The organism is Alteromonas sp. I10 (assembly GCF_003201515.1).
In the GTDB taxonomy this organism is placed as follows: Bacteria; Pseudomonadota; Gammaproteobacteria; order Enterobacterales; family Alteromonadaceae; genus Alteromonas; species Alteromonas macleodii.
On sequence record NZ_QJJN01000004.1, the window covers coordinates 14,461 to 35,955 of the forward strand.

Below are 21,495 nucleotides of genomic sequence, written 5' to 3' on the forward strand. Positions count from 1 at the left end.
ACTGTCACATTCAGTCATTTAGCTTGCGCATGGCAAAGGAACACAAATAATAGAATGTGGCAGTTCGAAATGAGGGAGGATGCTGTGTTAGCAAAAATGTTAAAACGCTTTCAGGCCCAACGTGATTGTGCCGTCGAAAACCCGTCTATCAATAATACCGCTGTATCCCTTTGGAAGGACACAGGCCAAGTCTACTATCTAGAGAACACGCTGAAGCTTACTTATCAGTCCAACGCGGGAAAGATAACAATTGAAAAGCTCTCAATGGCGTCTTTACCTCAAGTTCTTGCTGAGCTTCAAGCATTGGATACCGTCTCAACGCTAGCGCGAAAGGAAACTGCTAATCAGGTAGATGCATTTAGTGTTAGTGTGTGTGGTGTAACTTGGCAAACCGCAGACAATGGTCAGAGCATCCGTATTAAAGCGCTTCCAGAAGCTGCTACTCTGCGCAGCCCTACTGCCTGCTTCACAAACTCTCAAGCAATTTTCAAACACCCCTTTATGCTTGAACATGATGACTTACTCACACCTGCATCATTGAGTAAGCCCGGGATCTTTACATACAATCGGATATCGTTAAATGATTTCATTAGTCAGTTAGCGCTGGCTAACGAAAAGTTAGCAAATGGGCAAAAAGCTACAGTGAGCGTTGGTCATCAAAATTTTGAAACTGCATTTACTGACCATGAGCAGTCAATCATTGAACAATTCATAAATCACGATGAAACTGTATTCAATAAAGATGGACGTCAACGTCTACTTACTGATAAAGGTTAGGCTTGTTTTCAGCATGATACGTTGATAATTATGGGCTGATACACAGCTTACAAATATTGAGCGCATGCCCAACTCATCGACATTAACAGTAAAATCTCATTTAACCGTTGTTCCGTAGAAAAAGTGTCCCAAATAGTTGAATGATCGTTGTATCATTGCGTTTTTTATCTTTCAGAAAACTTAACGTGTTCAGTTAACCGCTAATCGTGAAAGTTAACTCGTTAAAATAGAGGTTTTAGTAGTGCTAAGGAAAGGCTTAGTTATCACCACGGTTATTTTACTACCCATCGCAACCGTGTTGTTTTTTATGAGTATTCACGACCTGTTTAAAATGAAAATAGTAACGGTCGACCCGAAGCTTAAGGAAATTTCAGGTATAGAATACGATAAATACAAAAGGCTTTGGGCCATTAACGACAGTGGCGATGGACCTATCCTTTATATGCTCAATAAAGATGGAACTATTGAGAGGGAAGTTACAGTTACAAATGCCAAAAACGTCGACTGGGAAGACATGACACAAAACAGTTTCGGTCATTTCTTTTTGGGAGACTTCGGCAACAATGACAACAAGCGACGCTGGTTAACGATTTACAAAATTGAAAACCCCATTGACATAAAAACCGATACCACAGAAGCAGAAATCATTAAGTTTACTTACCCAGAAATGGGAAAAGGAAAAGTAAAACCGAAAGACAAGAACTACGATTTGGAAGCGTTCGTAGAGTACAAGCGTAACCTCTACCTGTTTACAAAAAATAGAACAAAACCCTTCGATGGCATCACCAAGTTGTATAAGGTGGGGGACCATGCCGCTAACTTTGACGCACAGCTCATCGGCGAATTTAAAACCTGTACCACCCTTGAAAAGTTATGCTGGATCACATCGGCTGCAATAAGCCCTGATAGGACTAAACTGGTGCTGTTAGATTCAACAAGCCTGTGGTTATTTGAAAATTTTGAAGGCGATAACTTCTTCAGTGGCGATGTGTCGCGTATTGATTTAGGCGTAGTCACACAAAAAGAGGCAGTGACGTTTTATGACGACAACACGCTGGTTTTCACCGATGAAGAGTACAAGGGGTTATTTGGGGGCAACATTTATGAAGTTAAGCTCGACCAAGCAAAGCGGAACGTGATTAAATACCGCGAAAGCTCGAATCAAAAAGAAAAAGCACCAAAGCAGTAAATACTATGAAGTTCAGTCCGCTACTCTCAGAATTAATTCAGGCGCTAACGTGTCTTCCCGGCGTTGGCAACAAGAGCGCTCAGCGTATGGCATTCCACCTATTAGAGCGCAATCGCACTGGAGCAATTGATTTAAGCAACGTATTACACAACGCCATGGAGCATATTCATCATTGTAAGCGCTGCAGAACATTTACTGAAGACGAGCTATGTGACATTTGTCGTCACCCTGAAAGAGAAGCAAGTGGCTTGTTATGTATTGTTGAAAGCCCACAAGACGTACTAGCAATCGAACAAACCTTAAGTTACAAGGGGCAGTATTTTGTGCTTATGGGTCATTTGTCTCCTATTGACGGCGTTGGGCCAGAAGAAATTGGTCTTACTGAGCTTGAAGCTCGTCTTGCCGCAGGTGGGATAAATGAAGTTATCCTCGCCACAAACCCGACAGTAGAGGGGGAGGCCACGGCACATTATATCGCTCAACTTTGTGCGAGTCATAACGTTGATGCGTCTAGAATTGCCCACGGCGTGCCGGTTGGGGGAGAGCTCGAGTATATTGATGGTAATACTCTCACCCACGCATTTTCGGGTCGCCGCAAACTATAGTACTGTAAATTAGGGTATACCCATTCTTAGTAATTAAAACACTCAACGTGGGTCCGCATCTGGCGGGCCTACGTCACGTTCTCTCTTATCGCTCGCCCACAAAATATTCAACATCAAACTTTATTGAAGAAAAATCTCCTTATAAAAAATAAATTTTCGTTCTAAACGTTGAAAAGTGCGTTGAGCGACCTTACCTGTTTAACATCAAACGTGATCCATTCAACGAGGAGATATTGGATTATGGCTGAAGCAGCCCACAAAGAAACCCACGGTTTTCAAACAGAAGTAAAACAGCTTCTTCATCTGATGATTCACTCTTTGTATTCAAACAAAGAAATTTTTCTACGTGAGTTAGTGTCAAACGCGGCAGATGCTGCGGATAAGTTACGCTTTCGTGCGCTAGAAAATGACAGTCTTTACGAAAACGATGGCGAGTTAAACGTAAAGCTTAGCGTCGATAAAGAAGCAAATACCGTCACCATTACCGATAACGGTATTGGTATGACTCGCGATGAAGTCATTGCGAACTTGGGTACAATTGCTAAGTCAGGCACTAAAGACTTCTTTAGCAAACTTTCTGGCGATAGCGCTAAAGACTCACAACTCATTGGCCAGTTTGGTGTTGGCTTTTACTCTGCGTTCATCGTAGCTGACAAAGTAACGGTGCGAACTCGTGCTGCTGGTGCAGATGCATCGCAAGGTGTTGAGTGGATTTCAGACGGTGAAGGTGAATTCACTATTGCCGAAATCAACAAGCCTACACGCGGCACCGAGATTACGCTTCACCTACGCGAAGACGAAAAAGAATTTGCTGATGCATGGCGTTTACGCTCTATCGTAAGTAAGTATTCTGATCACATCAGTATTCCTGTGCAGATGTGGAAAGATGAAGTGCCTGAAAGTGAAGGCCCTGATGGCGAAAAAATTGAAGGCCAGCCTGGTGAATGGGAAGTTGTAAACAAAGCCACCGCGCTTTGGACTCGCGAAAAGTCTGAGATTTCTGATGACGAGTATAACGAATTCTACAAGCATATCTCTCATGACTTTGCTGATCCGCTTGCATGGGCGCATAACAAAGTAGAGGGTAAAACAGAATATACAAGTTTATTGTATATCCCTTCTAAAGCGCCGTTTGATATGTGGAATCGCGACCAAAGTCATGGTCTTAAGCTTTACGTTCAACGCGTTTTCATTATGGACGACGCCGAACAGTTCATGCCTACTTATCTACGTTTTGTTAAAGGTTTGCTAGACAGCAATGATCTTCCGCTTAACGTGTCTCGTGAAATTCTACAGGACAATAAGATAACGCAAGCGCTACGCCAAGGTTGTACTAAGCGCGTATTACAGATGCTTGAAAAAATGGCGAAGAACGACAATGAAAAATATCAGTCGTTCTGGAATGAATTCGGCAACGTGTTAAAAGAAGGGCCGGCTGAAGATTTCAGTAACCGCGAGAAAATTGCTGGCTTGCTACGCTTCTCTTCTACACACGGTGAGTCTGATGCACAAACCGTATCATTAGCTGACTATATTGAGCGAATGAAAGAAGGTCAGGATAAGATTTATTATGTGACAGCAGATAGCTTGCAAGCTGCCAAGTCTAGTCCTCACCTTGAGATTTTCCGCAAAAAAGGAATTGAAGTGCTATTGATGGGCGAGCGCATTGACGAATGGTTAATGTCTCACCTTACTGAGTTTAACGAGAAGCAGTTTGTCTCAATTGCGAAAGGAAACTTAGATTTAGGCGACTTAGAAGACGAAGAGTCTAAGAAGGCGCAAGAAGAAGCAGAAAAGCAAGTTGAAGGTGTTCTTGAGCGAGCTAAAACTGCACTTGGCGATAAGGTTGTAGACGTTAAATTTACCCATCGCTTAACAGATTCACCTGCGGTCATCGTAGCAGATGACAATGGCATGACTACGCAAATGATGAAGCTTATGCAGGCAGCAGGGCAGACCGTGCCAGACGTGAAGTATCACTTTGAACTTAACCCTGAGCATAGCTTGGTGAAGCTGCTGGCAGATACCCAAGATGAAGAGCTGTTTAATCAGTGGGTAGGCGTATTGTTTGATCAAGCTGCATTGTCAGAACAGGGTAGCTTGAAAGACCCATCTAGTTTTGTACAGAACTTGAACACGCTTCTAATGAAGTTAGCTAAATAAAGCAATAAACCATTAGGTTTACATTTAAAAACGGGCGTAATGCCCGTTTTTTTATTTCTACGACTAACAAAAGTAAGTTTAGCCATTTTATTGTGCTATATTTTGGCGGTCTAAAATTTCAAGTTAATCATATTAAGAGTTAGCTTATTCATCTTAAATAGGATGAGTTGCTGAATGGGTGTAGGCGCAAATTTACAAAAGTGCCTATAAGCTGAACATATATTCGCCATTAGTCTTAAGATTAACTTTACGGTACTGCTTACACTTGTCACCCCAGTGTTGAATGTGTAAAGTGCCCGAAGTAAAAAGTTTAAAAATCATAAGCGGAGAACGCACTCATGCGAATCATTCTTCTCGGCGCTCCTGGCGCGGGTAAGGGCACACAAGCTCAGTTTTTAATGGGCAAATATGGCATTCCACAAATTTCAACGGGCGACATGCTTCGTGCTGCAATTAAAGCAGGTACAGAGCTAGGACTTGAAGCAAAGCGTGTAATGGATGAAGGCAAACTAGTATCTGATGAGATTATCATTGGCCTAGTAAAAGAGCGTATTGCACAAGATGACTGTAAAGACGGTTTCTTGTTAGACGGTTTCCCTCGCACTATTCCTCAGGCTGATGCAATGAAAGAAGCAGGTGTCACTGTTGATCATTGCATCGAATTTGACGTTCCTGATGATGTAATCGTAGAACGTATGGGTGGCCGTCGTGTACACCCTGCATCAGGTCGCGTTTACCACGTTGTTTACAACCCACCAAAGGTGGAAGGTAAAGACAATGAAACAGGCGATGACCTAATCGTTCGTGATGACGACAAAGAAGAAACAGTGCGCAAGCGTCTTGCGATTTACCATGAGCAAACAAAGCCGCTTGTGAACTACTACAGCGCTGAAGCGGATGCTGGAAACTGTGAGTACCACAAGCTTGACGGTACGCGCCCAGTTGAAGAAGTGAGTGCTGAACTTGCTGAACGTTTAGGTTAATTGCCAACAACGTCAACAAAAGGTCGCTTAGGCGGCCTTTTTTGTTGCTTGTAACTTAGTAGCGGATAACGTTTAATGACAACCATGAATGTTGAATTAAGCGCTGATTAATACAGCGCGATATAACTAGAACATGTGGAGTAGACCATGGTTTTGCCAATCACGGCGTTTTACGCCAGCTTACTGGGTATTTGCTACCTGTATTTGTCGTTTTTAGTCATTGGCGCCAGACGTCGCCACCAAGTGGGAATTGGCGATGGCGGTCACGAAGACCTGAGTCGTTTGACTAGAGCACATGGCAACTTTAGCGAGTACGTACCCATCACCCTTATTATGATAGCGTGTTTTGAAGCCAATACTGGCCAAGTGTGGGCTGTTCACGCATTGGGGAGCGCACTGTTATTTGGCCGTGTATTACATGCCTATGGCTTAGGTCGTCACTCAGGTGTTAGCTGGCAGCGCTTCGCGGGTATGATCCTGACTTTCCTTGCTATGCTGTGTGCAGCAATAGGTAATTTGGTGCTCATTCATTTCGGATTGTAAGCGTTGCAAAAGAAGTGAATACATACAGAAAAATGCCAGCTTAGCTGGCATTTTTTTTACCTCATTTCCAATCAGGTTGAGCTAATTCAGATATTGAGGACAGGTTCGCTGTGTGTGCTGCGAAGGTATAGTATTTGTGTCAGCTGGGTATTCTCTCGTTGTATTTACTTTGCTGGCTTATTTAAAGATACATACGCAAAGGAAAATGTTATGCAAAGAAATGTAGAGTTACACGCAAGTGAATTATCTAGAGATGAACTCGAACAAGTTAGTGGTGCTTGGGTAGTCAACATAATGGGAGCATTCGCAGGTGCGGTAGGAGGTGTTTACGGCGCCGCCATTGCGGCTGGTGGAGGTGCAAGCTCTAAGTCTTTATGGTCAGCAGGATTGGTCGGAGCGAGCACAGGCTTTTTTAATCCAGTAGGTAGTGTGGGGCGGTTAGCAGGTTCAATAGGCTTAGGAGTGGCTGGTGGCGCAATTGGCAACGCAGTTGATTCCCAATATGTCGATACTACAGAGGAATAAACGCAACGAATCGACTTGACGGAACTTTTGCCACCAAAGAGTTTGTCCTGTTTGGCCGTTTAACCAATTCGGTTGGAGTCTAAATGCTAAAGATTCTTATAATTTTGGTATTTCTAGTTTTTTACACCTACTTGCTGAAGCGTAGGTTTAAAGTGAAGATGATGGAGGCATGGCGCGCCGAAAAGGTTGGGTCTGAGGTTATGGTCTATGTGATGATTGTATTGCCTGTGACTCTCGCATGGCTCACTACGGTTCTTATTGAATATTTGTTCTTTTAGAAAACGTTGAATCGAAACTTAAAAAGCGCTCAAGGCATGCTATTGTGAAGCAATGCCGTTGAGCGCTTTTTCGTCTTACAGGCTTTTAGAAGCGGTAAGTTAGTTTAGAGTATACGAAGCGGCCACGCGGGTTGTGAACGCCGCCTACATAACCGTATAAGTCACCATCACCATCTCCAATAGCAAATGGAGGCTCTTCGTCAAGCAAGTTGTTTGAACCAATTACAAGGCGAAGGTTGTCGCTGTAGTTGTAACCAAACTGCAAGTCTACCAACATTTGAGAATCAACCGTTCTAGAGGTATTTTCTTCAAAATCCAATACACCGTCGAAATCAATGTCAGGCGTGTCTTCAAATTCGCCAATAAAGCTAATGTTCAAGTTGGCATCGAACGCGCCTTTAGACCACGTTGTACCGAACAACCAACGATTTTCTGGATAGCCGTATTCGCCAGTGTACTCAAGGCCGTCTTTTTCGAATTCGTTCATGTAAGACCAATCAAGATTGAAGCGTACGTTACCGAACTCTTGCAGTTCCATGCGATAGTTAGCGCTGAAGTCAACACCAGACGCTTCTTGAGATGATACGTTTTGGTAAGTGTTGAAAATCTTCTGAATTACACCTAGCGATTCGCCTGACTGTGGATCTAAGCGTACACAAATCGTGCTGTCTTGGTTATTACATTCTGCGTCGTAAACCAAGCCGAATTGCTGCTCATCAATCTTATTATCCTGCGTAATACTCCACACATCAATGCTCAGGCCTAATTCTTGAATAGGTGCGTAGATAACACCTACGTTCCAAGATTCTGACTCTTCTGCATCTAAGTTAGGGTTACCCGCAAACTCGATATTGTAATCCAACGATTCACAATCTTGACCTGTTGCATCACAGCGATATTTGTCTACGAAGAAGACACTTTTCTGTGACGGACCAAGGCCAACTTGTGCAAGAGACGGCGCTCTAAAGCCCTGAGCCCATGAACCGCGCACGGTTACTTCATCACTTGGCGCCCAACGTAATGCGATTTTAGGATTAGTTGTGCTACCAAAGTCGCTGTAATGGTCGTAACGACCAGCTAGTTGAAGCTCAAGCTGTTCAGCTAAAGGTATAGAAAGCTCTAAGTATGCTGCATACTGGTCGCGTTCAGCTGAGGCTGAAACCGATTCAGTACCGAAGATTAATCCGCGCTGGAACTGAACATCAGGAACGTCAGATACTTGCTCTTCGCGATATTCAACACCTGCTGCCATCATGACAACATCGTCGCCGAAGCTGAATGCTTCACCGGTAATGTGGGCGTCAACGCTGGTCATTCGAGACTCACCACGGCGCACAAGGCTAGTAGTAATGTCATCAATTACACTTTGTGGGTTAGTAACGCCACCAAACGGGTTGTAGTTACCAAGGTTAATTTGTTCCTGAAGCCAGTCAACGCGAACCCACCCTTGTGATTGATCACCGCTTTGCTCTGAACGGCTGCGGCCTTTTTGTACAGACGCTTCCCAGTCATAATCATTGAATGTACCACGAAGGCCAGCGACTAAACGAAGGGTGTCAGATTCGATATCCCAGCGACGGGCACCTGCATCAACAGGGCGGTAGCGACCAATTTCAATGTCTTGTCCAAACGGGTTATCAGGATGAGTACCCGGAACGGTTAAACCGGCATCTTCATCAAGAGGTGTTGCTGCACCGCCTGCTTCAGACGTATTGTGCTGCATTGCAACTTCCATAAATGCTGTGGTTTCATCGCCAACTTTATAGTCGAACTGACCAATAAAGCCAACGCGTTCAGATGCCGGTATGGTTAAACCGAATGGGCCATAATCGAACAAGCAGCTACCAGATGCCGTTGCGCTATCTTCAGGACAGTCAGGGTCGATAGTTTTAACACCATCCACATAGAAGTAGCCTGGGTAACCTCGCGACGAACGGAAGTCCATACCGCCATAAGGAGATTGGTTGGCTGTACCGTAACGACCCATTTCGTCAGCGCCAAGCGTGCTGTTGTTGAAATAGTCGATGATAACTGTAGCACTGCTTTTTTCGCTTTGAGAGCCCCATAGAATACTGGCGGTGGTCTCATCATAGCTTGGGCCTGTTGTACTACCATAACCTGCATTAATCTCTAAACCTTCGTAGTCTTTCTTTAGTACTACGTTTACTACACCTGCAACTGCGTCTGAGCCGTAAATCGCAGAGGCGCCGTCTTTTAAGATATCGATACGTTCGATAGCGGATACAGGAATAGAGTTAATATCAACAAATGAGTTAGTGATACTTTCAGCAAAGGCACTAATTGCCACGCGACGTCCGTTTATTAGAACAAGCGTTGCATCTGGCCCCATACCTCTGAGGGATACCGCTGCCGCGCCATTGGCTGTTGAATCTTGGCTGTTATTACGTGTCGAGAAGGTACCCGCACCTGTGGCCGGCATACGCTCGAGTAGTTGTTGAAGGTTTTCATAGCCCATGCCTTCAATCATTGTTGCATCTATTGATTGAATAGGTGAAGGGCCTTCCATATCTGTACGTTTGATACGAGAACCGGTGACTGCAATTCGTTCAAGGTTGGCTGCTTCTTCGTCAGCTTGCTGTGCATACGCAGGAGATAGAGAAGTTAATCCTGTAAGTGCTAATCCCACTGCAATTGCACTTACTTTACGACCTTGTTTCATTGTTATTTCCTTATGTCCATTTTACTTGTTGTGTGTGTCTGCAACATTACGTTGTTGCAGATTTATGAATAGCACTCCTGATGCTTATGTTGCAATAGCGTAAAATGCGAAAGATGTGACACTTGGTTACAAAGTGTGTAAACCGAGTATTACTAATGTGAATTTGAAATGAGGGAATAGGGCATTATTGCGAAGCGTAAAAGCCTTGGGACAATGCTTCTACGACAAGACTAAATAAAAAAGTGGAATAAAACCCGTGCGTTCTGACAAGAAACATAAACGCACAAATGGTCGTATTTTAGGTATTAAAAATAGTGCCTACTTTTTCGTATAGATAACTTTTGATGGCAAACGCAGCTGATCTGACCAGCAACCGAGTGTTTGAAAATTGAGCGTAGGTAAAGGTCTATTTGCGCTAATGTAAAGAGAATTTATCCTCGACATCTAATAAAGAGAAGTGAAAAACCTTTCTTTTCGAGGTAGATACATATTCTCTGTGTCTAACGAAAATGCAACAGAGTTGGCTTTGCCCTGGATTTCTTCAATTGGAATGAAGCCATAATAACGAGAATCAACGCTATTGTTCCTATTATCCCCCATTGCCAGCACGTGATCTCTAGGCACAGTGATCAAGTTAAAGTTTTTCGCAGGGCTAGGTAATGGGTTAAGCGCTATGGTTCGTGTTTGGCCTAAAATCTGCTCGGAATAAAGATTGTGATCTTTGGCGCTTACCGTTGCTTTTTCACCATTGATAAAAAGAACGTTGTTTTCTAATTTGACCTTGTCACCTTCAATGGCAACCACACGTTTAATGAGTCTGGTATCAGCTGCATTACTGTCAATAATTACAATGTCACCGCGATTGATGTTACCAGTTTTCGCGACAACAACGTCTGTGAACGGCAATTCTAGCGTGTAGGCTGATTTATCAACCACTACGCGGTCGCCTACTTGAATGGTGGGCTCCATAGAGCCTGTAGGGACATAATACCAATCAGCAACACTGCTTCGAAACGAGAAAAGCAAAACCATAAATAAAATGAAAGGCAGGTTGTTCTTAACGCTCTGTTTTAGATTTAACACGGCTTCGGTTCTCACTTTTCGTAGATTGCTCGTTAGATCAAAGTTTTATCACGACATGACTTGTGTAATAGATGTAGATTGTAAATTACCTAATTTGTTCAAAATTGAGGTGTGGAAAATGTAACGAACTATGTCGGTAGCTAATTAAGTTTGCTCTAGCTACAGGGTATTGAACGTTGATAAAAAGCAATAAAACACATAAAAATCAGGTGTTTATTTTTATCTCTGTAAAAAGTGAACGCTGCCTCTTTAGGCATGCTAAAAATGACCGAAAAAGGAATGTCATGGCACTGGTGGTGCACTTGTGGTACTTGTTACGTTTTTGATTGGCAAAGAACATACATAATGCTTGAAACATTCAAACGAACAAGAATGTACACTGCAATTGCTGTAATAACACTAAGTGCAGTTTCGACAGGGTGTACACATAACACCAATGATCCACAAAATGTACGAACTGCTTCCGATATAACCAGCGAAACAACTGCTAATGCAGATAATAGTACTGCTTCCCTAAATACGCCATCGTTCAACGTGGACTACGAGCGTTTTACTCTTGATAACGGGCTTACCGTTGTACTGCACGTTGACAGGTCTGATCCCGTTGCTGCTGTCGCCCTCACTGCGCATGTGGGTTCAGCCAGAGAAAAAGAAGGGCGAACAGGCTTTGCGCACTTGTTTGAACACTTACTTTTTCTCGAATCAGAGAATTTGGGAAAAGGCGGTCTTGATAAACTCAGCGCGAAAATTGGCGGCTCAGGTGCAAATGGCTCGACGAGTCGTGACAGTACCAACTACTTCCAAACTGTACCCATTGATGCTTTAGAAAAAATGATCTGGGCTGAAGCCGATAAGTTGGGATTTTTCATTAATACCGTAACAGACCCTGTGCTCGCCAAAGAAAAGCAGGTGGTGAAAAACGAAAAGCGCCAGAGTGTGGATAATCGTCCTTATGGTCACAATCAATATGTGATTGATAAAAACCTTTACCCTGAAGGGCATCCTTATAGTTGGCAAGTGATTGGGTCGTTAGATGATCTGCAAAACGCAACGCTTGCTGACGTGAAAGAGTTTTTCAAAAAATGGTATGTACCTAATAATGTGGTGCTTACCATCGCGGGTGATATTGACGTAAATCAAACTAAAGCGTGGGTTAAAAAGTATTTCGATGAAATTCCTGCGGGAGAGCAAATCAATAAATTACCGCCTCAACCTGCGAAGCTCAATGAGACTAAAAAACGATTCCATATAGATAATTTTGCACAAGCGCCACTTTTAACTATGGTGTGGCCAACCGTACCTGAATATCACGATGACTATTATCCACTTCAAGTACTTTCTCAGTACTTAAGCCAAGGCAAAAATGCTCCGCTGAACAAGGTGCTTGTTGACGAGAAGAAGCTCACCAGTGATGTTTATCTTTATGGCTATGATGCTGAGATCGCTGGACAGCTACAGCTGCAGGTTATGGCATTTAATGGCGTGAACTTAAACACTGTTGCAGATGGAGTTAACGAAGCGTTCGCCCGCTTTGAGAAAGACGGGATTTCTTCCAAGGATTTGGCGCGCATAAAAGCAGGTCAAGAAACAGAATTTTATCAAGGACTTTCAAGCGTCTTAGGTAAAGGTTTTCAATTGGCGCAATACGAAATCTTTGCGGGCGGGGCTGAATTTATCAGCCAAGATGTTCAGAAAATTCTGGGCGTTTCACAACAAGATGTAATGCGTGTTTATAGCACCTATATCAAGGGTAAGCCGTTTGTCGCCACTAGCTTTGTACCTAAGGGACAGCAAGAGTTGGTGTTAAGCGGCTCTACTGAAGCTAATGTAGTGGAGGAGCAAATTGTCGCGGGGGCGGAAGAGAGCTTTGATGCGTCAGTTGCGGCTGAATACGAACGTACTCCGTCATCGTTTGATCGCACGAAAGAGCCTGCTTATGGTGAATCAATAGAAATTACACCACCTAAGGTTTGGCAAAATACACTGTCGTCTGGCATCAAAATAACGGGTATTGCTAATGACGAAGTGCCATTGGTCGCGTTTGAGTTAAAGCTAGATGGTGGCATGCTTCTAGACTCAGAAGGTAAAACAGGAACCGCCAATTTACTTGCCGCAGCCTTGCTTAAAGGTACGGCGGAAAAAACACCCGAGCAGTTGGAACAGGAAATTGAGCTTTTAGGCGCTTCTCTGGAGGCCAGTGCTTCTGAAACTGACATTACTATTAGCGGAACGGTATTGTCTAAGCACTACAGTGACTTAATGCAGCTCGTCACTGAAGTGATACTTTCTCCTCGCTTTGATGAACAAGAGTTTGAATTAGCTAAAGACGATACAATCAACCAGATTGAACAAATAAAAGCGAACCCTAATGCCATTGCATCGGTTGAGTTTAAAACACTGCTTTACGGAGAGGCGCATCCGTTTGCTCAAACGGTTCTTGGAGATAAGCAAACTGTAGATGACACAACGCTCGAAGATGTTAAGAAGTATTACGAGAAATACTTCACACCGTCATTGGCAAAGTTCCATGTTGTGGGAGACATCAAACAACAGGACGTTGTAAAAAGCCTAGCGCCACTTAATGCGCGATGGTTACCAAAAGATGTTACCTTTGCGAAGGTACCAGAGCCCAAGCTGCCAGAAAGCGCCCAACTCTTTTTCTATGACGTGCCTGGGGCTAAACAGTCAGTGCTTTATTTCGGCCATTCCGCCCCGAATGTTACTCATGATGATGCTTATAAAGTCAGTGTGATGAATTATCGTTTAGGCGGGGGCGGTTTCGCCTCACAGCTTATGCAGGAACTACGTGAAAGCAAAGGCTACACCTATGGCATTCGTTCGTCGTTTTCTAGCGATCAATACACGGGTGAATTCACCATACGAAGCGCTGTAAGGTCGAATGTTACCTTAGAAGCAACGCAAGCTATCATGGATATATTAGCAGCGTTTGGCACAAACTATTCAGATGAAGATTTAGGCGTTACGAAAGGGTTTACACTTAAATCTGGCGCTAGGGCGTTTGAAACGTTAGGCGCTAAATTGAATATGGTTAGCGAAATTAGCGACTTTGGCTTGCCCAATGATTACGTTTTACAGCAAGAAGCTGAGGTAAAAGCGTTAACCGTGGGTGAGATAAAGCGCCTTTACGGTAAATATGTACATCCTGATAGAATGATTTATTTGATAGTAGGGGACAAAGATACCCAGTTTGAGCGTTTACAAGCGCTTGGGTTAGGGCAACCAACCTTGTTGAACCCTTAGTTCATGTTTTACGTTTTGCGAGCATTATAACGACCGTCAATAAAACCAAAGCCCGTGTGAACAGTGTTCATGCGGGCTATTTCATTAAAATGAGTGCTATATCTGAAATAGGCAAAATTATTGTGACCAAAAACGTGCTTAATCAACGTAACCGAATAGGGTGGTCTGTTAGTGCCTGTTAAATAACTGTGTCGTGGACCAAATACTATGTAATTGAGGCAAACGTCCTAGTTAAGCAAAGAGTTGCAGGAGGCATGAGTGACAGAAAAAGTGAAGGAGTCTGGGCATAGGGAGCAAGACGTTGCCCTTAGTCATACTGAAGAAAAAGATGTACGAGATAATCAGAGCTTAAATTCTGTTTCTTTGTATGCCATTGTCCACAGGGAAGGTTTAGAAGAACTCCAGCGTCCTATGATGTCATTGTGGTGGTCTGGTGTGGCGGCAGGCATTGGAATCTCGATTTCAATTCTGGCTGAAGGAATTCTGCATCACCTCTTTGCAAATTCTCCCAATCAGTTTGTCATTGAAAACCTGGGCTATACGGTTGGTTTCGTGCTGGTGATTGTTGGTCGACTTCAATTGTTCACCGAAAATACGCTTTCGGTCATTCTACCCTTGTTGAGTAAACCTTCGTTCAATATGGGCTTTTGCATTGCGCGCCTGTGGCTCATCGTTTTCTCCGCCAATATGTTCGGCACCTTTTTGGCTGCGTTTTTCAGCTTTTCGCTGCAATCTGTTCCACCAGAGCTGGTTGAAGGAATGACCGCTATTTCTGAACATTATGCCAAGCTATCACCATCAGACGCTTTCTCATACGGCATTACGTCCGGGTTTATCATTGCCGCTATTGTATGGATGAAGCCTTCGGTTAAGCATTCTCAAATATTGATGATAGTTATTTTTACTTATTTAATTGCTATAGGAAATTTTACGCACGTGATAGCCGGTTCAACAGAACTTTTCTTGTTAGCACTGCAAAATAAAATAAGCGTTCTTGAAACACTCTCACTAATTGGTGCAACATTACTAGGAAATATTGTGGGCGGAACGGGACTGTTCGCGCTGCTGGCTTATGGCCAAGTGGTAAGGGAAATCGAGAAATAGAGAAGCGTGATACAAAAATGCCCTTCGCGTAGAAAACGAGAAGGGCATTTTGAATAATAAACGAGTTTTACAACGGATTACTTGTGGCGCTCACGCAACACATCAAGTGCATCGTTTAGCGACATATCGCTAGCTTGAAGCAGTACCGTTAAGTGGTACAACAAGTCAGCGGCTTCGTTTTTAAGCTCTTCTTTGTCGTGCACAGTAGCCGCCAATGCGGTTTCTACACCTTCTTCGCCCACCTTCTGCGCTATGCGCTTAATGCCTTTGTTGTAGAGGCTAGCGGTATAGCTACTTTTAGGATCGGCGTCTTTACGGGCAGCCAATACACGCTCTAAATCTGCAAGAAACGTAAAGGCTGGTGTGTTGCCGTCGAACCAACAGCTTTCAACACCAGTGTGGCATGTCGGGCCGTTAGGGTTGGCAAGTACCAACAGTGAATCTTGATCGCAGTCACAAGCAACGCTCACTAAATCTAGCGTGTTACCAGATGTTTCACCCTTGGTCCAAAGACGCTGTTTTGAACGGCTGAAGAATGTCACTTTGCCCGTTTCAAGGGTTTTCGCCAATGCGTCTTGGTCCATGTAGCCCTGCATTAATACCTTGCCAGACAGTGCGTCTTGCACAATGGCGGGTAGTAGGTTGTCCATTTTGTCCCAAGCTAATTTATTGCTGTTTTCGTTAGTAATGATCACGGGTTTACTCCTTCTGCTTGCGCCGTTAATCCGTGACGCTTACGCATGGCAACGCCATTGCTGGTTAACTCTGCTTTTAACTCATCAATATTGATGATGCCCTTGTGAAATACTGATGCTGCAAGCGCGCCATCTACGTCAGCCTGTTGAAACACATCCGTAAAGTGGGCAATTTCACCTGCGCCACCCGACGCAATTAGCGGCACTTCACAGACATCGCGCACAGCTTTCAGCTGCTTCACATCGTAGCCTTTGCGCACGCCGTCTTGGTTCATGCAGTTCAGTACAATTTCACCCGCACCGCGCGACTGAACTTCTTTAATCCAATCGATGGTTTGCCACTGGCTTTTTTGCGTTCGCGCTTCATCACCAGTGAATTTGTACACTTCGTATTGGTCGGTTGCTTCGTTATAAAAGCTGTCGATACCAATCACGACGCACTGTTGACCGTATACGTCGTGTAGCTGGTTAATTAGATCTGGGTTATTAAGGGCAGGGGAGTTAATCGAAATCTTATCTGCACCCATTTCCAAAATGCGCCCGGCGTCTTCAATGCTCTTAATGCCGCCCGCTACGCAAAACGGGATATCAATAACCTGTGCTATACGGCTTACCCAGCTTTTGTCTACCACGCGGGCATCAGAACTTGCGGTGATATCGTAAAATACCAACTCGTCGGCTCCCGCTTTCGCGTATTGCTCGGCAAGAGGCACAATATCACCAATAATTTCATGATTTCTAAACTGAACGCCTTTAACGACTTTGCCGTCGCGTACATCCAAACAGGGAATTATGCGCTTTGCCAGCATGCAATAGCCTCCTTCACCGTGAATTTACCTTCAAGTAGTGCGCGGCCTAAAATTACGCCACCAACGTTTGTGGGTTTTAGCGCTTCGATATCAGCGATGCTGCCAATACCGCCAGACGCTTGCCAGCTAACGTGTGGGAAACGGGCTGCCATTTCTTGATACAGCTCAGTGTTCGCACCTTGTAGCGTGCCGTCGCGGCTAATGTCGGTACACAGCACATGCTTTGCGCCTACTGTAGCGAAGTCTTCAAGCAAGCCTTCAAGGGCTACGCCAGAATTCTCTTGCCAGCCGTGGGTAGCAATAAGCTTTTCACCGCTGTCGCTAATATTGATATCAAGGGCCAATACAATGTGCTCTGGGCCGTATTTTTCTACCCAAGACTTCACAAGCTCGGGTTGTTTTACCGCCAAAGAACCAATAACTACGCGGCTTACGCCCGTTTCTAGTAATTGTGCCACTTCTTCTTCACTACGGATACCGCCGCCTGCTTGAAACTGCATGCGCTTGGTGTCCACCATAGACTTAATTAGTGAAAGCTGACGTTTACTGGTGTCTTTAGCGCCTGTTAGGTCAACAATGTGCAGCCAGGTTGCACCTTGGTCGGCATAGTCGTGAACCACGTCTACTGGGTCCAGTTCGTATTGGGTTTTCTGCTCGTAGTCGCCTTGATAAAGGCGTACTACGCGTCCGTCAATAAGATCAATCGCTGGAATAATCATTATAGGTTCACAAAGTTAGTCAGTAATTGTACTCCGGCCTCGCCAGAACGCTCTGGGTGAAATTGCACCCCGTAAAAGTTGTCTTTATTTATAGCTGCTGAAAACGTATTACCATAAGTGCAGCTTGCAAGCGTGTGCTCGTATTCAGGAACGGCAAAACTGTGCACAAAGTAAAAGTAGGTATCTTGTGGGATGCCCTTAAATAAACTTTCTTCTTTATGAGAGACTGTGTTCCAACCCATATGAGGTAAGCGCACGCCTTTTGATTCCATGCGAGCCACATGACCTGGCATTAGGTTTAAACAGTCGATGTTGCCTGTACCTTGAAAACCACCTTCAGCGCTGGTTTCAACCATAAGTTGCATGCCTAAACATACGCCTAGCACAGGTTGGGTAAGCGACTGCAGGGTTTCCACTAGCGCTTTTTGCTTAATGCTTGCCATCGCTGCTGCCGCTGTTCCTACGCCGGGTAAAAACACTTTATCAGCGTTTTTTATCACGTTTACATCGTCAGATACGTCCACTTCAACGCCTAAGCGCTCAAGGGCAAAGCGTACTGATGAAATGTTCGCGCAGCCGGTATTTACTATGACTATTTTTTGTCGCTGGCTGGGGTTTACCACTGACATTACAGGGCTCCTTTACTACTTGGTAGTGCATCGCCTTGGCGCGTAATGGCTTGACGTAGCGCACGGCCAAATACTTTAAACAGGCTTTCTACTTGGTGGTGAGCATTACCTTCGCTGGTGGAAAGGTGTAGCGATAGCCCCATGCTTTGTGCAAGTGAATAGAAGAAGTGCGGCACCATTTCTGTGGCCATTTCACCTACTTGGTCGCGGCTAAATTCAGCATCAAATTTAAGGTGAGGGCGGTTAGAAATATCCATGATACATTCCGCACGACACTCATCCATTGGCAACGCAAACCCAAAGCGACCAATGCCCCGTTTATCGCCCAAAGCTTTTTTGAGCGCCTCACCTAATGCAAGGGCGGTGTCTTCTACACTGTGGTGGTCGTCAATGTGTAAATCGCCATTGGTAGTAAGATTTAGCTCGAAGCCACCGTGGGTCGCAATTTGGTCAAGCATGTGGTCAAAAAAGCCCATGCCGGTTTGAATTGTTGACTTAGCCTGCGAATCAAGATCTACACGCACGCGAATGTCGGTTTCAGAGGTGGTACGTACCACCTCAGCAATACGTGAAGACGCTAACAAGCTTTTCTGAATATCGTTCCAGTTTAAGCTTTCACGGTTGTACTGAAAGCTGCGAATACCCATGTTTTCAGCAAGCTGTACATCGGTAATTCTGTCACCAATAACAAACGAACGAGTGAAGTCCACTTTGCCTTGCTGTAGGTATTCTTGTACTAAGCCAAGCTTTGGTTTGCGGCATGTGCAGTTATCAGCATCGAAGTGCGGGCAAATAAGCACGTCGTCAAACACTACACCCTGGCTTTCGAAAATGGCCATCATGGCATTGTGTGGCTTGTCGAAGTCTTCTTGCGGGAAACTGTCTGTACCCAAGCCGTCTTGGTTACTTACCATCACGAGTTTAAACCCAGCTGCCTTAAGTTTAAGTAGCACAGGAATAACGTTTGGCTCGAAAACAAGCTTCTCTAAACTATCTAATTGCTTATCTACTGGCGGCTCTTCTACGAGTGTACCGTCGCGGTCAATAAATAAAATGGCTTGCTGACTCATGCCGCGTCCTCATTATTTTTAAATTCGTTAATTAGCTGCATTAAACGCTGGTTTTGCTCTTCAGTGCCTATGCTTACGCGTAAACAGTTTTGTAAGTTAAGCTGTTTTGATTGATCGCGAATAAGCATGCCTTGGCTTACCAAGTACTGCATTAGGGCTTGCGCTTTTGCGTAGCGGAATAAGATAAAGTTTGCTCGTCTATCACCCACTAATTCAAAGCCTTCGATAGATTCCAGCGCTTCGGCTAGGGCCTCTTTTTCCCGGTTAATGGTAGCCACCTGAAGCTCAAGTAACGTTAGCGATTCAGCCGACAAAGCTTGTGCAGCAATCTGCGCTACTGGCTCTGGAATGGGATAGGGCGCTATCACTTTAAGTAGTGCCTGGATGACGGGTGCCTGAGCAAGTGTAAAACCACAGCGAAGACCGGCAAGAGCAAACGCTTTAGACAGCGTACGAAGTACCACCAAGTTTCGATAGTTGTTAATCTCATTTGCCCACGTATTGTCGGCATCGAACTCAATATACGCTTCATCTACAACAACCAGTGCTTTATCGGCAAAGTGATTGAGCACGGTTTTAATATCTTCACGAGCAACTGGCGTACCGGTTGGATTGTTGGGCGCACAGATGAAAATCACGTTAACGTCATCTTCAGCGCATACAGCATTCACGTTAAGGCTAAAGTCGTCGTTAAGCGGCACTTTCTTAATGCCCACATCACAGGTTTCAGCACTGATTGCGTACATACCGTAGGTAGGCGGGCATATCAGAATGCTGTCTTTACCCGGCGTGCAGAAGGTGCGAATAAGCAACTCAATGCCTTCATCTGCGCCGCGGGTAACTATAAGCTGCGATTTGTCTAACCCGGCGTAGTTAGCGTAACCACTCACTACCGCTTCGGGCTGACATGACGGATAGCGGTTAAAGTTACTGCTATCTACGCTGTATTCGTTGGCATAAGGTGACTCGTTGGCATTAAGCCAGTCTTGACCGCCTGAAAACAAGCGACGAGCCGATTCATACGGCTTTAGCGGCACTAAATTTTCGTTAATTAGGTTATCGATAAGTGCCGACATTAGGCGTCTCCTTGCTTAAGTGCCTGCATGCGAAGTGCAACGGCCTGTTCGTGTGCATCTAAGCCCTCGGCAGCTGCCAGTGCCATAATCGCAGGGCCTAAATTACGCATGCCGTCTGCGCTTAGCTCTTGAATAGTGTAGCGACGCATAAAGTCTAATAATCCAAGACTAGAGTAATTCTTAGCATAGCCATAGGTTGGCAGTACGTGGTTAGTGCCCGACGCGTAATCACCTGCAGATTCTGGTGACCACGGGCCTAGGAATATAGAGCCTGCGTATTTAATTTTTGGCAAATAATCACGGGCATTCTCTATTTGTACAATTAAGTGCTCAGCAGCGTAGGCGTTACTTGCTTCTATGGCTTGCTCAATGGAATCGGCCAAAATATAACGCGCATTTTCCATAGCAGGGCGTGCAATCTCAGCGCGAGATAGGGTTGCTAATTGACGTTCAACCGCGGCTTTTGCTTCTTCAATAAGTGTAGCGCTGTTAGACACCAAAATAGCCTGCGAGTCTGGACCGTGCTCGGCTTGGGAAAGCAGGTCGGCCGCTACAAACTCAGGGTTTGCGAACTCATCAGCAAGTACCAACACTTCTGATGGGCCGGCCGGCATATCAATAGCTGCACCATCAGCACGTTGGCTTACTTGCTGTTTAGCTTCAGTCACAAAGCTGTTACCCGGGCCAAAAATCTTATCTACTTGAGGAACGCTGTCTGTTCCCAAGGCCATAGCGGCGATTGCTTGGGCACCACCACACAAGAAGATCTTGTCGATGCCGCATTTTCTGGCCGCATATGCAATTTCAGGCGCAATTAGCTGCTCTTTGTTTGGCGGTGTGCAAAGCAGTTTATTTTCACAACCTGCCACCAATGCAGGTACGCCTAGCATCAATACGGTTGATGGAAGTGGAGCACTGCCACCTGGAATGTATAGACCCACTGCATCAAGGGCGGTGAAGCGCAGCTCACATTTTACACCTGGCGTAGTGGTTAATGCGATGTCACTTGGCATTTGCGCTTCGTGAAACATTTTTATGTTGTTGAACGCAGTATCGATAGCACTTGCTACCTCTGGCGTTACCTTCGCAGCAAGAGCATCAATGTTTTCTTGTGAAAGTACAAGGCTAGTTAAGTCTGGGCAGTCAAATTTACGTGTGTAATCAAGTACTGCCTCATCGCCTTCTTTTTCAACGCGGGCGATAATGTCGCCCACGGTCTGCTTTAACTGTTGGCTATTGGCCATAGCCGGGCGGGCTAGCGCCTGTTTTTTCTCATTTACCGAAAGAGATGACCAAGTAATCATAA

18 protein-coding genes are annotated in these 21,495 nt (G+C 44.7%); 9 read left to right on the forward strand and 9 right to left on the reverse strand.

Translation table 11 applies throughout. The annotated features are described in order from the left end of the window. The first annotated feature begins 84 nt into the window (after nucleotides 1-84). The 7 genes from BZA03_RS09070 to BZA03_RS09100 all read left to right on the forward strand — a co-directional run bounded on the left by BZA03_RS09070 (nucleotide 85) and on the right by BZA03_RS09100 (nucleotide 6,785). The gene (locus BZA03_RS09070; RefSeq protein WP_258364620.1) at nucleotides 85-777 is read left to right on the forward strand and encodes a hypothetical protein; all 693 of its coding nucleotides are present in this window, start codon (nucleotides 85-87) and stop codon (nucleotides 775-777) included. Nucleotides 778-1,018: 241 nt separating this feature from the next. Then, the gene (locus tag BZA03_RS09075) at nucleotides 1,019-1,966 is read left to right on the forward strand and encodes a hypothetical protein (RefSeq protein ID WP_110288578.1); all 948 of its coding nucleotides are present in this window, start codon (nucleotides 1,019-1,021) and stop codon (nucleotides 1,964-1,966) included. A gap of 5 nt (nucleotides 1,967-1,971) precedes the next feature. Then, a complete protein-coding gene (gene recR, locus BZA03_RS09080; protein WP_014950045.1) occupies nucleotides 1,972-2,571 on the forward strand; it encodes a recombination mediator RecR in 600 nt (199 codons plus the stop codon). A 240-nt stretch (nucleotides 2,572-2,811) separates the two neighbouring features. Further along, nucleotides 2,812-4,734, forward strand: coding sequence for a molecular chaperone HtpG (gene htpG, locus BZA03_RS09085; protein ID WP_101565182.1), 1,923 nt, complete (start codon nucleotides 2,812-2,814; stop codon nucleotides 4,732-4,734). A 338-nt stretch (nucleotides 4,735-5,072) separates the two neighbouring features. Next, complete coding sequence (gene adk / locus BZA03_RS09090) at nucleotides 5,073-5,717, forward strand: adenylate kinase (protein ID WP_110288579.1); 645 nt, start codon at nucleotides 5,073-5,075, stop codon at nucleotides 5,715-5,717. Between the two features lie 147 nt (nucleotides 5,718-5,864). Then, the gene (locus BZA03_RS09095) at nucleotides 5,865-6,260 is read left to right on the forward strand and encodes an MAPEG family protein (protein ID WP_014976958.1); all 396 of its coding nucleotides are present in this window, start codon (nucleotides 5,865-5,867) and stop codon (nucleotides 6,258-6,260) included. A gap of 210 nt (nucleotides 6,261-6,470) precedes the next feature. After that, complete coding sequence (locus BZA03_RS09100) at nucleotides 6,471-6,785, forward strand: hypothetical protein (RefSeq protein ID WP_110288580.1); 315 nt, start codon at nucleotides 6,471-6,473, stop codon at nucleotides 6,783-6,785. A 363-nt stretch (nucleotides 6,786-7,148) separates the two neighbouring features. Here BZA03_RS09100 and BZA03_RS09110 read toward each other — a convergent pair whose 3' ends face one another. Beyond that, on the reverse strand, nucleotides 7,149-9,743 hold the full coding sequence (locus tag BZA03_RS09110; protein ID WP_110288581.1) for a TonB-dependent receptor: 2,595 nt from the start codon (nucleotides 9,741-9,743) through the stop codon (nucleotides 7,149-7,151). A 444-nt stretch (nucleotides 9,744-10,187) separates the two neighbouring features. Further along, nucleotides 10,188-10,841: a signal peptidase I gene (lepB, locus tag BZA03_RS09115; RefSeq protein ID WP_110288582.1), complete on the reverse strand. Its 654-nt coding sequence runs from the start codon at nucleotides 10,839-10,841 to the stop codon at nucleotides 10,188-10,190. 330 nt (nucleotides 10,842-11,171) lie between these two features. On the opposite strand from lepB, the gene BZA03_RS09120 reads away from it, so the two are divergent. Continuing rightward, nucleotides 11,172-14,087 carry a pitrilysin family protein gene (locus BZA03_RS09120; protein WP_110288583.1) on the forward strand — a complete coding sequence of 972 codons (2,916 nt, stop codon included), beginning with the start codon at nucleotides 11,172-11,174 and terminating at the stop codon, nucleotides 14,085-14,087. 258 nt (nucleotides 14,088-14,345) lie between these two features. Then, nucleotides 14,346-15,191: a formate/nitrite transporter family protein gene (locus tag BZA03_RS09125; RefSeq protein ID WP_110288584.1), complete on the forward strand. Its 846-nt coding sequence runs from the start codon at nucleotides 14,346-14,348 to the stop codon at nucleotides 15,189-15,191. A 77-nt stretch (nucleotides 15,192-15,268) separates the two neighbouring features. Here BZA03_RS09125 and hisIE read toward each other — a convergent pair whose 3' ends face one another. The 7 genes from hisIE to hisD are packed head-to-tail and all read right to left on the reverse strand — an operon-like array spanning nucleotide 15,269 to nucleotide 21,493. Further along, on the reverse strand, nucleotides 15,269-15,886 hold the full coding sequence (gene hisIE, locus BZA03_RS09130) for a bifunctional phosphoribosyl-AMP cyclohydrolase/phosphoribosyl-ATP diphosphatase HisIE (protein WP_015067587.1): 618 nt from the start codon (nucleotides 15,884-15,886) through the stop codon (nucleotides 15,269-15,271). Next, the gene (gene hisF, locus BZA03_RS09135; protein WP_014950033.1) at nucleotides 15,883-16,695 is read right to left on the reverse strand and encodes an imidazole glycerol phosphate synthase subunit HisF; all 813 of its coding nucleotides are present in this window, start codon (nucleotides 16,693-16,695) and stop codon (nucleotides 15,883-15,885) included. Before hisF ends, hisIE begins: the two co-directional genes overlap by 4 nt. Next, entirely contained in the window at nucleotides 16,677-17,414 is a 738-nt protein-coding gene (gene hisA, locus BZA03_RS09140; RefSeq protein WP_039222817.1) for a 1-(5-phosphoribosyl)-5-[(5-phosphoribosylamino)methylideneamino]imidazole-4-carboxamide isomerase, read from the reverse strand. The genes hisF and hisA overlap by 19 nt, the downstream gene beginning before the upstream one ends. Next, nucleotides 17,414-18,043: an imidazole glycerol phosphate synthase subunit HisH gene (gene hisH, locus BZA03_RS09145; protein ID WP_110288585.1), complete on the reverse strand. Its 630-nt coding sequence runs from the start codon at nucleotides 18,041-18,043 to the stop codon at nucleotides 17,414-17,416. The genes hisA and hisH overlap by 1 nt, the downstream gene beginning before the upstream one ends. Further along, on the reverse strand, nucleotides 18,043-19,113 hold the full coding sequence (gene hisB, locus BZA03_RS09150; protein WP_110288586.1) for a bifunctional histidinol-phosphatase/imidazoleglycerol-phosphate dehydratase HisB: 1,071 nt from the start codon (nucleotides 19,111-19,113) through the stop codon (nucleotides 18,043-18,045). Before hisB ends, hisH begins: the two co-directional genes overlap by 1 nt. Then, the gene (gene hisC, locus BZA03_RS09155) at nucleotides 19,110-20,189 is read right to left on the reverse strand and encodes a histidinol-phosphate transaminase (protein WP_110288587.1); all 1,080 of its coding nucleotides are present in this window, start codon (nucleotides 20,187-20,189) and stop codon (nucleotides 19,110-19,112) included. Before hisC ends, hisB begins: the two co-directional genes overlap by 4 nt. Continuing rightward, nucleotides 20,189-21,493 carry a histidinol dehydrogenase gene (hisD, locus tag BZA03_RS09160; protein WP_014950028.1) on the reverse strand — a complete coding sequence of 435 codons (1,305 nt, stop codon included), beginning with the start codon at nucleotides 21,491-21,493 and terminating at the stop codon, nucleotides 20,189-20,191. Before hisD ends, hisC begins: the two co-directional genes overlap by 1 nt. Nucleotides 21,494-21,495: the final 2 nt, after the last annotated feature.